General features: G+C 30.4%; 13 protein-coding genes and 6 tRNA genes. 18 read left to right on the top strand and 1 reads right to left on the bottom strand.

From position 1 onward, the window contains the following. Positions 1-3 precede the first annotated feature (3 nt). From atpA to mreB, 10 genes are all read left to right on the top strand, one after another. On the top strand, positions 4-1,518 hold the full coding sequence (gene atpA / locus ABDZ60_RS10655) for a F0F1 ATP synthase subunit alpha (RefSeq protein ID WP_047000234.1): 1,515 nt from the start codon (positions 4-6) through the stop codon (positions 1,516-1,518). A 36-nt stretch (positions 1,519-1,554) separates the two neighbouring features. After that, a complete protein-coding gene (gene atpG / locus ABDZ60_RS10650) occupies positions 1,555-2,406 on the top strand; it encodes an ATP synthase F1 subunit gamma (protein ID WP_016208047.1) in 852 nt (283 codons plus the stop codon). 15 nt (positions 2,407-2,421) lie between these two features. Next, on the top strand, positions 2,422-3,813 hold the full coding sequence (atpD, locus tag ABDZ60_RS10645; protein ID WP_016208046.1) for a F0F1 ATP synthase subunit beta: 1,392 nt from the start codon (positions 2,422-2,424) through the stop codon (positions 3,811-3,813). A gap of 11 nt (positions 3,814-3,824) precedes the next feature. Continuing rightward, complete coding sequence (locus tag ABDZ60_RS10640; protein WP_343778022.1) at positions 3,825-4,229, top strand: ATP synthase delta/epsilon chain alpha-helix domain-containing protein; 405 nt, start codon at positions 3,825-3,827, stop codon at positions 4,227-4,229. Between the two features lie 419 nt (positions 4,230-4,648). After that, positions 4,649-5,296, top strand: a complete 648-nt coding sequence (locus tag ABDZ60_RS10635) for a hypothetical protein (RefSeq protein WP_016208044.1) — start codon at positions 4,649-4,651, stop codon at positions 5,294-5,296. A gap of 21 nt (positions 5,297-5,317) precedes the next feature. Beyond that, positions 5,318-6,577: a UDP-N-acetylglucosamine 1-carboxyvinyltransferase gene (murA, locus tag ABDZ60_RS10630; RefSeq protein ID WP_047000238.1), complete on the top strand. Its 1,260-nt coding sequence runs from the start codon at positions 5,318-5,320 to the stop codon at positions 6,575-6,577. Between the two features lie 345 nt (positions 6,578-6,922). Then, positions 6,923-7,966 (top strand): stage II sporulation protein D, encoded by a 1,044-nt coding sequence (gene spoIID, locus ABDZ60_RS10625; protein ID WP_047000239.1) that lies wholly within the window; start codon positions 6,923-6,925, stop codon positions 7,964-7,966. A gap of 224 nt (positions 7,967-8,190) precedes the next feature. Then, positions 8,191-8,919 carry a M23 family metallopeptidase gene (locus ABDZ60_RS10620; RefSeq protein ID WP_047000240.1) on the top strand — a complete coding sequence of 243 codons (729 nt, stop codon included), beginning with the start codon at positions 8,191-8,193 and terminating at the stop codon, positions 8,917-8,919. 99 nt (positions 8,920-9,018) lie between these two features. After that, positions 9,019-9,270 carry a sporulation transcriptional regulator SpoIIID gene (gene spoIIID / locus ABDZ60_RS10615; protein ID WP_016208040.1) on the top strand — a complete coding sequence of 84 codons (252 nt, stop codon included), beginning with the start codon at positions 9,019-9,021 and terminating at the stop codon, positions 9,268-9,270. Positions 9,271-9,409: 139 nt separating this feature from the next. After that, on the top strand, positions 9,410-10,444 hold the full coding sequence (gene mreB, locus ABDZ60_RS10610; protein WP_016208039.1) for a rod shape-determining protein MreB: 1,035 nt from the start codon (positions 9,410-9,412) through the stop codon (positions 10,442-10,444). 55 nt (positions 10,445-10,499) lie between these two features. Here mreB and yyaC read toward each other — a convergent pair whose 3' ends face one another. Continuing rightward, complete coding sequence (gene yyaC, locus ABDZ60_RS10605; protein WP_016208038.1) at positions 10,500-11,021, bottom strand: spore protease YyaC; 522 nt, start codon at positions 11,019-11,021, stop codon at positions 10,500-10,502. A gap of 111 nt (positions 11,022-11,132) precedes the next feature. On the opposite strand from yyaC, the gene ABDZ60_RS10600 reads away from it, so the two are divergent. From ABDZ60_RS10600 to ABDZ60_RS10565, 8 genes are all read left to right on the top strand, one after another. Then, entirely contained in the window at positions 11,133-11,642 is a 510-nt protein-coding gene (locus ABDZ60_RS10600) for a hypothetical protein (RefSeq protein WP_047000242.1), read from the top strand. Positions 11,643-11,914: 272 nt separating this feature from the next. Continuing rightward, positions 11,915-11,999 (top strand) — tRNA-Tyr (locus tag ABDZ60_RS10595). Between the two features lie 27 nt (positions 12,000-12,026). Beyond that, a tRNA-Thr gene (locus ABDZ60_RS10590) sits at positions 12,027-12,101 on the top strand. A 6-nt stretch (positions 12,102-12,107) separates the two neighbouring features. Next, positions 12,108-12,192: transfer RNA gene (locus ABDZ60_RS10585), tRNA-Tyr, on the top strand. Positions 12,193-12,221: 29 nt separating this feature from the next. After that, a tRNA-Val gene (locus tag ABDZ60_RS10580) sits at positions 12,222-12,297 on the top strand. Between the two features lie 105 nt (positions 12,298-12,402). Further along, positions 12,403-12,477, top strand: a tRNA-Thr gene (locus ABDZ60_RS10575). Positions 12,478-12,481: 4 nt separating this feature from the next. Further along, positions 12,482-12,566 (top strand) — tRNA-Tyr (locus ABDZ60_RS10570). A gap of 129 nt (positions 12,567-12,695) precedes the next feature. Further along, on the top strand, positions 12,696-13,262 hold the full coding sequence (locus ABDZ60_RS10565) for a DcrB/PsbP domain-containing protein (protein WP_047000243.1): 567 nt from the start codon (positions 12,696-12,698) through the stop codon (positions 13,260-13,262). Positions 13,263-13,318 lie beyond the last annotated feature (56 nt).

Genomic DNA, 13,318 nt, shown 5'->3' with positions numbered 1-13,318 from the left:
GGTATGAATATTAAGCCTGAAGAAATAACTTCCATAATTAAAAAGGAAATTGAAAGATACGAAAAAGAAATAAAAACTGTAGACTCAGGAACTATAATACAAATTGGTGATGGTGTGGCAAGAGTTTATGGATTAGATGATTGTATGGAAGGTGAATTACTAGAATTCCCTAACAATATTTATGGTATGGCTTTAAACTTAGAACAAGATAATGTAGGTTGCGTTCTTTTAGGATCAGAAGAGGGAATTAGAGAAGGCGACATAGTTAAAAGAACAAATAAAATTGTTGAAGTACCAGTAGGAGAAGCGTTATTAGGAAGAGTAGTTAACTCACTTGGAGCTCCAATAGATGGTAAAGGACCAATAAATAATTCGGGTTATAGGCCTATAGAAGTTCCAGCTCCTAGTATTATAGATAGAAGCTCTGTTAAGGAACCTTTGCAAACTGGAATAAAAGCAATAGACTCTATGATTCCAATAGGAAAAGGACAAAGAGAACTTATAATTGGAGATAGACAAACAGGTAAAACGGCTATAGCTCTAGATACAATAATAAATCAAAAAGGTAAAGATGTAATTTGTATATATGTTGCTATTGGACAAAAACAATCAACGGTTGCAAATATAGTTAATACCTTAGAGGAATTTGGAGCTTTAGATTATTCAATAGTTGTAAGTGGTACAGCATCAGAATCAGCACCGTTACAATATTTAGCTCCTTATGCAGGATGTAGCATGGGTGAGTATTTTATGAATCAAGGAAAAGATGTACTTATAATATATGATGACCTTTCTAAACATGCAGTAGCTTATAGGACTATGTCATTACTACTTAGAAGACCACCAGGTAGAGAAGCTTATCCAGGAGATGTTTTCTATATTCATTCAAGGCTTTTAGAAAGAGCTGCAAAGTTATCTAAGGAAAACGGAGGAGGATCCCTAACAGCTCTTCCAATAATAGAAACATTGGCAGGGGATGTAACTGCGTATATACCAACTAATGTTATATCAATAACAGATGGTCAAATATTCTTAGAATCTGATTTGTTCCACTCTGGACAAAGACCAGCAGTTAATGCAGGTATATCAGTATCAAGAGTTGGTGGAAATGCTCAAATCAAGGCAATGAAACAAGTTTCAGGAACGTTAAGACTTGAATTAGCTCAATATAGAGAGCTTGAATCTTTTGCTCAGTTTGGTTCGGATTTAGATAAAGATTCTAAAAAGAGGCTTGAAAAAGGTAAGAGACTGGTAGAAGTATTAAAGCAAGATCAATACTCACCTATGGAAGTAGAAGAACAAATTGTGATTTTATATGCAATAGTAAAAGATTTCTTATCAGATATAAAAGTTAGTGATGTTAGAAAGTTTGAGAGAGAACTTTTAGAATATATGGATACTCACCACAGAGATTTATTAAAGAAAATAGTAGATGTAAAATCATTAACTGATGAAATAAAAATAGAATTAGAGAACTCTATAGTAGAGTTTAAGAAATTATTCTTACAAGATGCATAGCTTAAATAGCTATGCACTTCTTTAGGAGGTGGAAATTTGGGATCAGCAGGACTTATAGAAATAAAGAGAAGAATAAAGTCGGTTGAAAGTACAAGAAAGATAACAAAAGCTATGAATCTTGTAGCCACTTCTAAACTTAGAAAAGCAAGGAAAGAGCTTAATGATAATGAAGAACACTATAAATTATGTGAAGAGATATTATATAATCTAATGTCAGCATTACCAGAGGAATATGAAAGTTCTTTCTTTAAAAAAGCTTCTAAAGATTTAGATAAACTATATATTGTTATAGCTTCTGATACAGGTCTTTGTGGAGGCTTTAATGGGAATATAGCTAATAATATGAATGAAATGATTAAGGATAAAGAATCAGCTAGAATAGTTGTTGCAGGAAGCAAAGGTATTTCTTATATGAGGAAATATGGCTTTGATACAGTTAGAGAATATGTAGAAATTCCTGACATACCTACAATAAAAGAAGTAAGATCTATATATGAGGATGCTTTATATATGTTTAAAACTGGAGAAATAGGTGAAGTTAATATAGTATTTACAGAATTTAAATCTCCTATAAAGCAGGAAGTAAAAATAGAAAAGCTATTCCCAATAGAAATGGAAAATATAAAGTCAGAACAATTATTAATTGAACCTAGTTTAGAAGAGGTTTTAAATTCAAGTTTAGATGTATATTTTAAGAGTAAATTAAGAAGAGCTATGTTGCATTCAAAAGTTAGTGAACAAAATGCTAGAATGACTGCTATGGATGGAGCAACGCAAAATGCCAATGATATATTGCAATCTTTAAATCTTAAGTATAATAGAATAAGACAAGGAATGATAACACAAGAGATATCAGAGATTGTAGGAGGAGCAGAAGCTCAAAAATAGTAAGGAGGTATTACTATGCCTGAGAGAATAGGAAAAGTAGTTCAAGTAATTGGACCAGTAGTAGATATAAAATTTGATTCAGATGGACTTCCTAATATCTATAATGAGATTAGAATAGATATGGGAGAAAAACTACTAATAGTAGAAGTTGAACAGCATATGGGAGACGATATAGTTAGAACTATAGCTATGGAATCTACTGATGGATTAAAAAGAGGAATGAAAGCTACTGATATGGGAAGATGTATATCTGTTCCAGTTGGTAGAGAAGTATTAGGAAGAGTGTTTAATGTTCTTGGCCATCCTATTGATAATGCTGGAGATGTAGATATTAAAGAAATGTATCCAATTCATAGACCAGCACCAAGTTTTAAGGAACAATCTTTAGAACCACAAATGTTTGAAACAGGAATAAAAGTTATAGATTTATTAGCTCCATATCAAAAAGGTGGAAAGATAGGTCTATTCGGTGGAGCTGGAGTTGGTAAAACAGTTCTTATACAAGAATTAATAAATAATATAGCAAAAGAACATGGAGGTCTTTCTGTATTTACAGGGGTTGGAGAAAGATCAAGAGAAGGTAACGATTTATATTATGAAATGAAAGAGTCTGGAGTTATAGACAAGACAGCTTTAGTATTCGGACAAATGAATGAATCACCAGGAGCTAGAATGAGAGTTTCATTAACTGGGTTAACTATGGCTGAATACTTCAGAGATCAAGGTCAAGATGTTCTTTTATTTATAGATAATATATTCAGATTCACACAAGCAGGATCAGAAGTTTCTGCATTATTAGGAAGAATTCCTTCAGCAGTTGGATATCAGCCAACTCTTGCAACGGAAATGGGAGCTCTTCAAGAAAGAATAACATCAACAAAAAATGGCTCAATTACATCTGTTCAAGCAGTATATGTACCAGCAGATGACCTTACAGATCCAGCACCAGCAACAACATTCACTCACCTTGATGCAACAACAGTTTTATCAAGAAGTATAGCTGAACTTGGAATATATCCAGCTGTTGATCCATTAGAATCAAACTCAAGAATATTAGATCCAAGAGTTGTTGGAAGAGAACATTATGATGTTGCTACTGAAGTTAAAAATATTTTAGAAAGATATAAAGAACTACAAGACATAATTGCAATTCTTGGAGTTGATGAATTATCAGATGAAGATAAAAAAGTAGTTGCTAGAGCAAGAAGAGTTCAAAGGTTCTTATCACAACCATTTACAGTTGCAGAGCAATTTACAGGAATGCAAGGAAGATATGTACCAGTAAAAGAAACTGTAAAAGGATTTAAAGAAATTTTAGACGGTAAGCATGATGATTTACCAGAATCAGCATTCTTATTTGTAGGGTCTATAGAAGAAGCTATAGAAAAAGCTAAGACCTTAAGATAGGGGATGAATTTATGAGTAAGACTTTCAAAGTAAGTATAATTGCTCCTGGAAAAGCTCCAATAAAGATGGAAGCTGAGAGACTGACTACATTAACTAAGGATGGGCAAATTGAATTTAAAGCAAATCATGCACCGATAATAGTAAGTACTATTCCAACTTCAACTCTTATAGTAAATGGCGATAAAAAAGAAGAAGTATTTACATCGTCAGGAATCATTTATATAAAAGAAAATGAGCTAAAGTTTTGCTGTGATGCTGCAGAAAGACCTACAGATATAGATCTAGAAAGAGCTGAAAAATCAAAGGATAGAGCTGAAAAAAGATTGAAAGAAAATAAAAATATAGATGTAGAGAGAGCAAAGCGAGCACTTGCAAGAGCTAATGCAAGAATTAATATTATAAGTGTTAATCATTAAATTTATAAAAAATAGAGGGCTGAAAGAAATATAAATTCTTTTATCCCTCTATTTTTTTATATTTTTTGAGTATCTTGTAGTGTACAGTGTATAATTCTCAATTTTTTGCACAAGGTAACGGATATTAGGTAACAAGTAACAGTTAATGAGTAAAGTGAAAGTGAAATAGAATATATGGAAAAGTTAGAGAGGAAATTCTCGCAGGATTTTTGGATAAAAGGTAGTTTGCACATATAGTTTAAGTTCTACCTAGCAAAATATTATTAAAATGTTAGTTGTTAATTGTTAATTGTCAATTGACTAAATACTGACAATTAATCACAAATTTCAACTTAATTTATATATTATATTATAGCTATTAATTTTGAATAAAAAAAAATAAACTGGACAATAATTTAATTGAAAGGTAGGGGGATATTATGAAGAAAATGATGAAGGTGATATCTACTATAGTCTTATCTTTAATAGTTATTGGTGCAGTTCCAACTAAATCTGAGTTACCCTCAGATAATTTTGATTTTATAGAAAATCAAATTAAAGAAAGCAGTGAATTTATTCAAAATGGAATTAAGGTAGAATATAGTGTAAGTCAACCAATTAGTAAAGAGATTTCTAGAATTGAAAAATACTTCAATTTAAATTTTCACAAAAATGTACAAACTGATGGAAATAGTATCATTTATGATGATTCAACCAAACAAATAAAAGCATTAGTATGGAGTGATAATGAAAACACAAAAGTTCAAATAATCTATATAAATAATGATAAAAATGCTAATACTTTTCATTTAAAGAAGGAATTAAATCAAATGCAAAATATTGCAGCGAAAAATATAAAATATTTTAATTTTATAAAGGTAAAAATAATAGAAGAGCGAAAGCAGAATCTTTTAGAAATACTAAAGAACAATATAGATAAGGATACTTTAGAAATAATGGATATTCATAATGGATCAGTAGGAAAAGCAAATTTATATGATGGTAATAAGGTTAATATAGGATTTGTTAAATACGATACAGGAGAATATTTAGTTATTGGAACACCAGTGATATTCATAACATACTAACAATTCATTATGGAGGATAATATGGAAAAAATTATAGTTGAAGGCGGTAATAAACTAAATGGTGAAGTGAATATTAGTTTAGCTAAAAATTCTGTTTTACCAATAATAGTTGCAAGTATTTTAAGTCCAAATGATATTATTATTAATAATGCACCTATATTAGAGGATGTAGTAGTTTTAAGCGACTTATTAACAGGCATGGACTGTGAAATTAAAAATGATTCAAATGGAAATCTTAAAATAAATACATCGAATATAAAAGAAAGTAATATGAATAGCGAATTAATAAGAAAAATGAGGGCATCCTTTCTTATTATGGGACCTATGTTATCAAGGTTTGGCAAATGTAAAATATCTATGCCAGGAGGATGTAATATAGGAAGTAGACCAATTGATTTGCATTTAAAAGGCTTTAAACTTTTAGGGGCAGAAATTGAAATAGGACATGGTTTTGTAGAAGCTAAAGCTAAAAAGTTGAAGGGAAATAGAATTTATTTAGATTTTCCATCAGTGGGAGCAACAGAAAATTTATTAATGGCATCTGTTTTAGCTGAAGGAACAACTATTATTGAAAATGCTGCTGAAGAACCTGAAATATGGGATTTGGCTAATTTTTTAAATTCTATGGGAGCTAAGGTTACTGGAGCAGGAGTAGGTAAAATAACAATAGAAGGAGTAGATTCCTTAAAAGGAATAAGCTACACACCGATATACGATAGAGTTGAAGCAGGAACCTTCATGGTTGCAGCAGCAATTACAAATAGTAAAATAACAATAAATGGAGCTAATGAAGAACAATTAAGACCAACTATAGAAAAATTAAAAGAGTGCGGAGTAAAATTTGAAAATATAAAAGAAAATGTTATGCTTGTTGATGGAACTGGTATAAAAAATTCAGTTGATATAAAAACATTACCTTATCCTGGTTTTCCAACAGATATGCAAGCTCAAATGATGACATTATTAGCCGTAACAAAAGGATCAAGTATAATAACAGAAACTGTTTTTGAAAATAGATTTATGCATGTTGCAGAATTAGTGAGAATGGGTGCAAATATTAAAATTGATGGAAGAACAGCTATAATAGAAGGTGTAGAATCATTAACAGGATGTGAAGTTAAAGCCACAGATTTAAGGGCTGGTGCAGCAATGATATTAGCAGGATTAGTAGCTCAAGGAAAAACAGAAATAAGTGATTTATATCACATAGATAGAGGATATGTAGATATAGAAGAGAAATTTAGAGGTTTGGGAGCTAATATATATAGGGTTGATAAATAATAAGTATATTTAAATAGATATAGCTATATTCGCCTAATTAAAGAACTTAGAATAAATTCTAAGTTCTTTAATTTTATTTTGCTTCGCAAAATAAAAGTTAAAAAATGAAGGAGTGAAAAAATTATGTAGGAAAATTATTAGGGTATTTTTTTATAGATATTTTCATCTACTTAAGGTAAGCCCTGTTCATTGTTACCGTATACAAATTATAATCAGAAACTGTGAACTGTGTCTTGTGAACTTTTAATTGAACCAAGTAACTTAACATAAAAAATAAAAAATAAAGTATACTTGATAAATTTAAACATATATTAAATTGAACTTAATTTAAAAGGGGGAATACGATTGAAAAATACTTTGAAATCACTTGAAGGATTATTATCACTTATAGTCTTCAGCTTATTAATTTTAATATCAATGATAGTAATTCCTATGTTAGTAATTAAATCATCTCCGGTAAGTGCTCATGAAGAAAATGGGCTAAACATATCTGAGGAGAATAATAAGGAAGAGGTAAGTTATGTTAGATTAAGTGGTAATGAAACTATAAAAGTCCACATTACAAATACAGATAAGATTATAGAAATTCCTTTAGAAGAATATGTGAAAAGTGTTGTTTCAGGAGAAATGCCAGTTAGTTTTGAAATTGAGGCACTAAAATCTCAAGCTGTAGCAGCAAGAACATATGTAGCAGCAAAAAAAACTAGACCTTGCAATGAAGCTAAGGGCGGAGATGTATGTGATACTACTCACTGTCAAGTTTTTATAACTAAAGAAAGTCGATTAGAAAAATGGGGTGATCAAGGAAATGAATATTGGGCTAAAATATCAGAAGCTGTTGATGCAACAAAAGGTATGGTTTTAACATATGATAATGAATTAGTACAATATCCACAATTTTTCTCTACAAGTTCAGGAATGACGGAAAATGCTGTGGATGTATTTTCAAGCGATGTTCCTTATTTAGTATCTACAGAAAGTAAGGGAGAAGAAATAGCACCCAAATATGAAAGTGAGTTTAAATTTAACATAGGTGAATTCGTAAGTAAGGTAAATGAAAAATATCCAAATGCAAATTTAAATGAAAAAACTATAAAAGAAAATATAGAAATCTTAAGTAAAAGTGAAGCTGGGGGAGTAAAAGAAATCAAACTTGGAGAAACTAAAGTTAAGGGATTAGATTTTAGATTAACACTTGGATTAAATTCTACTAACTTTAAATTTAGTATAAATGAAAATGAGATAGTATTTAACTGTAAGGGATATGGTCATGGCGTCGGAATGAGTCAATGGGGAGCTAATGTTATGGCTAAAGACGGTAAAAAATATGATGAAATATTAAAACATTATTATACAGGAACTAAGTTAAAGGAAGTAAAATTTGATTAGAGATATATAGTATTAAATTATTATAAAGTTTACATTTTATTGAAAGAAGTAGATATAAGGCTTTAAAAGCATTATATTGCTTCTTTTTTTGTGTGTAAGAATAATATTATTGGACAGAAAAAATAAAAAAATGGTGGTAAATGTAGAAATTTGATGTAAATAAATCCAAAGTTCATTGTATTAATTTATTATAACGGGCAAGAATACAAAAAGGAGGTGTTGATATGGACCAAAATAAGAAAGATAAGGCAAAAGACTTTTTCAGAAAGGAGGGCTTTTATTTAGTACTATTCCTTTGCTTATGTATAATTGCTACTGTTGCTGTTGTTACTACAAGAAAAAACAGAGCATTACAACAAAGCAACAAATCAGAAAACGAATTTACTTTAAATGTTGAAGATAAAGCAACTTCAGAAGTACAAAAACAAAATGCTGATAGGGTAGAAAATGATCAGAACAACGAATTAGCACAAGAAGAAATTGCATCCACAGAAGAAGATGTTAATGTTTCTACTGGAACTAATATAGAAGTTAAATTTTCAAATCCTATAGATGGGTTGCTTTCAAGAAGCTACTCCTATCCAAAACCACAAGTTATAAGTGAAGGAGTTAGCAGAAACATTAGAGGAATAGATATAAAAGCTAGTGTTGGAACAGAAGTTAAGGCTGCAGCAGTAGGTGAAGTAAAAGAAGTTTCAAGTAAAACTGAAGAAGGCAATTACGTAGTTATTGCTCATGCAAATGGGCTGTACACAAAATATTGTAATCTTGCTAAAGATATAAAAGTAAATGTTGGAGATAAAGTAACAGAAGAAACTGTAATAGGAACTGTTGGAGATAGCTCTGTAATATTTAAAAATAGCGAATTTGGAGAGCATTTAAATTTACAAGTTCAAAATTCAGAAGGAAAAGATATAGATCCAACAACATATTTTACATTTAATGAAGAGTAATAAATAATAATTCATCAGTCATTAAAAATAAATGGCTGATGAATATATTAAGGCTAATGGTCACCTATAATAAGTTATCAAAAAAAAGGAGGTAATGTTTTGAAAGATTATATAGAAGAAAGAGTTTTAGAAGTAGCAAAATATATTATAGATTCAAAAGATACAATCAGAAAAACTGCTAAGGTATTTGGCGTAAGTAAAAGCACTATTCATAAAGATATGACTGAAAGATTACCTAAGATAAATCCAGTAATTGCAGAACAAACTCATTCAATATTAGAGCTGAATAAGGCAGAAAGACATATCAGAGGCGGAAAAGCCACTAAGATGAAATATAAAACAGCAGAGTAGTAATTGATTACAAAATTGATACAAATATATTGAAGGATTACCATATTCCATATATAATAAGAAATAGAGCAATCGAAAAATGTAAAATAAGAGCGATTTGTAATAATATATATTGTGATAGAGTAGGAGTGAGTAAGGAATGTGGTTTTGGAGAAATAGGAGCGATTTAGGAATAGACTTAGGAACAGCAACTGTTTTAGTTTATGCTAAAGGTAAAGGTATAATATTAAAAGAGCCATCAGTTGTAGCAATAAACAAAAATAACAATAAAATACTTGCGGTTGGAGAAGAAGCAAGAAGAATGATTGGAAGAACTCCAGGTAACATAGTTGCGGTCAGACCATTAAGAGATGGAGTTATATCAGATTATGATATAACAGAAAAAATGTTAAAAGAGTTTATTAAAAAAGCATATGGGAAGAGTAAGATTACAGCTCCTAAAGTAATGGTATGCGTTCCGTCACAAGCCACAGAAGTGGAAAAAAGAGCAGTTATTGATGCTGCAAGAAATTCTGGAGCAAAAAAAGTACATTTGATAGAAGAACCTTTAGCAGCAGCAATAGGTGCAGGTTTAGATATAACTAGACCTACTGGATCTATGGTAGTAGATATTGGTGGTGGAACTACTGATATAGCTGTAATATCGTTAGGGGGAGTTGTAGTAAGATCATCTATAAAGGTAGCTGGGGATTCTTTTGACGATGCTATAATAAAGTACGTAAGAAATAAGTACAAGATAATGATAGGTGAGAAAACAGCAGAAGAATTAAAAGTAACTATAGGATCAGCATTTAAGGGTTCAAGGAACTTAACTTCTAATATGAAAGGAAGAAATTTAATTACAGGATTACCAGATGAAATTTCTATTTCAACAGAAGAAATAGTTTATGCTTTAAAGGAGTCAGTATCTTTAATTGTTGATAGTGTTAAATTTGTATTGGAAAAAACACCACCTGAACTTGCGGCTGATATAATAGAGAGAGGTATTTTAATGACTGGTGGAGGAGCTTTATTAGATGGATTAGATAAGTTAATAGAGCATGAAACTGGTGTTAGTGTTGAGGTAGCTAATAATTCTGTAGAAGCAGTTGCAGAAGGTACAGGTAAGGTTTTAGGATATTTAGATAAGATAGAATATGGTTCATTAGATGGCGAAATAACTCTAGTTGAGTAAATACATAGTATAGATAATATTTCTTATAAATAAAAGGGAGTACTTGTACTCCCTTTTATTTATAAGAAATATTATATGCGTAAATGATTGCAGATGATATGATTCTTGCCATTTCCATAACTAAATGAAGACGAATACTTCTAGAAGTAAAAAATTCAGCGTTTTCACTTGAATCTATAATTCCAATTATTGAAGCTGTACCAACATCTGGTAAGCTTTTACCTACACCTTTTCCGGGATGGATTGGATAATCTCTGGTATGTATTTCACCAATAGAATTAACCTCGCCTAAACAAGCATCAATTCCTATAATTAATGAATTAGGATGCATTTTATTAATTTCTCCTAATCGTCTATTTATATTTAAAGCGTGAATTGGAGATTCTATGGTTCCATAGACAGGAAGAGGGAATCGTCTTTCTTTTAAAAATGTTCCTACCATAGGACCTAAACAATCACCAATACATTTATCAGTACCTATACAAACTATTATAGTATTGTTCCTAATATAGCCTTTAATATGGTTTGCTATTTCAATATGAGAATTAAATTTGTTATATAATACTTTATGCTTCACTAAAAATTCACCCCCGATTATACAAATATATGTCTATAAGAAGATAATTATAATTAAATGTATAAAAAAACATAAAAAGGAAATTAATTAAATAAAAGGAGATGAATAAATTTGAAAAAGATTCTTATTTACATTACTACTATTTTAATAGGTGCTAGTATACCGGTGTACTTTCTATTAATATGGGAACCTCTAAAAAGTGAAGAAACTATAAGTAGAAATTCTATAGATATAAATACAGAAAATAAAATAGATATGGAAAAGTCAAATGCGAATGAAAAAGTTTTGAGTGATGAAAAAGCTCTAGAAGATAAAGAAATAAATAATGATAAAGAAATTAATAAAAAAGAAGTAACTTTAATAAAAAATGGAACCATTAATAATAATTTATTTAATGGATTAGAAAAAACTAAAAGAGAAGAAATAAATAAAATACTTAAAAACTTATCTGTAGTAGACATAATACAAATAAATGAATACTTTTCTAATAGTGAAGATAAAATAAATTTAAAAAATGGAATTTTATTAGTAAAGAAGAGGACATCAAATTCAGAGTATGAAGTCTTTAAAAATATAATGAATGAATATATTAATTTAGAAGAGTTAGAAGTAGAAATATAAAGGTATTCATAAATGTAATGTGAAAATTGATATAGACATAAAGTTATACATAAATGAAAGAGAAAATTGAAATTTAATATTATAAAGAAATGATAAGAAAAAAAGATATTAGTATTAAATTAAAGAAAATAGGAGAAAAATAGATTATAATAGATATAAATTCTCTAAATGCGTAGAAATTACACTTGAAATTAAGATATAATAAATATATACTAATCATTGTCAGTTAAGGCGGCAAGGTTTACTTAACTGATAAATGAATAAATTTTAATGGGGGAGTTCCCGAGTGGCCAAAGGGGGCAGACTGTAAATCTGTTACGTTTCGTTTCGATGGTTCGAATCCGTCCTCCCCCACCATTTTAAAATTTATTTAGTATATAATGTGCTGGCATGGCTCAACGGTAGAGCAGCTGACTTGTAATCAGCAGGTTGTAGGTTCGATTCCTATTGCCAGCTCCATAAAATGGGGGAGTTCCCGAGTGGCCAAAGGGGGCAGACTGTAAATCTGTTACGTTTCGTTTCGATGGTTCGAATCCGTCCTCCCCCACCATTTTATAAATAATTTTTGAAATTTAACGTGGAAGCATAGCTCAGCTGGGAGAGCATCTGCCTTACAAGCAGAGGGTCACAGGTTCGATCCCTGTTGTTTCCACCATTTTGGTATTGAACACTTGATGAAGTAGAGAGTAGTAATAACTGAATTTAGTGTGAAATTCCATCTGCTGAAAGAAGAGAATTAGATATTTTATTAATTAAATATGCTGGCATGGCTCAACGGTAGAGCAGCTGACTTGTAATCAGCAGGTTGTAGGTTCGATTCCTATTGCCAGCTCCAATATGGGGGAGTTCCCGAGTGGCCAAAGGGGGCAGACTGTAAATCTGTTACGTTTCGTTTCGATGGTTCGAATCCGTCCTCCCCCACCAAAGTTATTATCGGTCAAACACCAATTTAATGAAAAAGTGTTTGACCGATATTTTTTTATTTGTTAAATAGTGGGACTACCACTTAATAAAATTTAATGGGTTAATTTATATAAAATTAAGGAGGTCTTTATGAAAAGGTTATTAATATCCATATCAACATTGGTTTTGACATTTTTCTTGTTTACTGGGTGTAGCACATTTGCAGAAGGTGTTAAGGAAGGTTTAGAACAAGCTAAGAGCAATGACATTGAAAGTGTTCAGACGATAAAGTCTAATCTTTCTAATATTTCTATGAGTTTCCCAGAATCTTGGAAGGAAGCAAGTCTAAATGATGTGGCAACTATTCAAATGAGTCTTGAGGCAAAAGAGCAGTATATGATTGTTATTGAAGAAACTTCTGAGGATTTTGAAGACGAGTTTACTGTTGATGACTATGCTACAATCATAATGGAAAACATGAAAACAACTGTTGAAGGTGCAGATGTTTCAATGATTAATGAGTCAATAATCGGTAATAATATTTCTGCAAGGCAATTTGAGCTGTCAGGCTCAGTAAATAAAATTAAAGCTAAGTTTTTAATTACATGTATTGAACATGAAGATGTTTTTTATCAATTTACTGCATGGTCTACGCAATCTAAATATGAAGAAGCAAAGCCGGTTTTCGAAAATATTCTTAAAAGTATAAATTTCTAAAATAGTAATTTATATAGTAAAATAAAAAAGACAATATTTTGTCTTTTTTATTTTTT

The organism is Clostridium sartagoforme, assembly GCF_039521405.1.
In the GTDB taxonomy this organism is placed as follows: domain Bacteria; phylum Bacillota; class Clostridia; order Clostridiales; family Clostridiaceae; genus Clostridium; species Clostridium sartagoforme.
The sequence above is the reverse complement of the archived record's forward strand: the minus strand, read 5'-3'. Positions and strand labels throughout refer to the sequence as shown.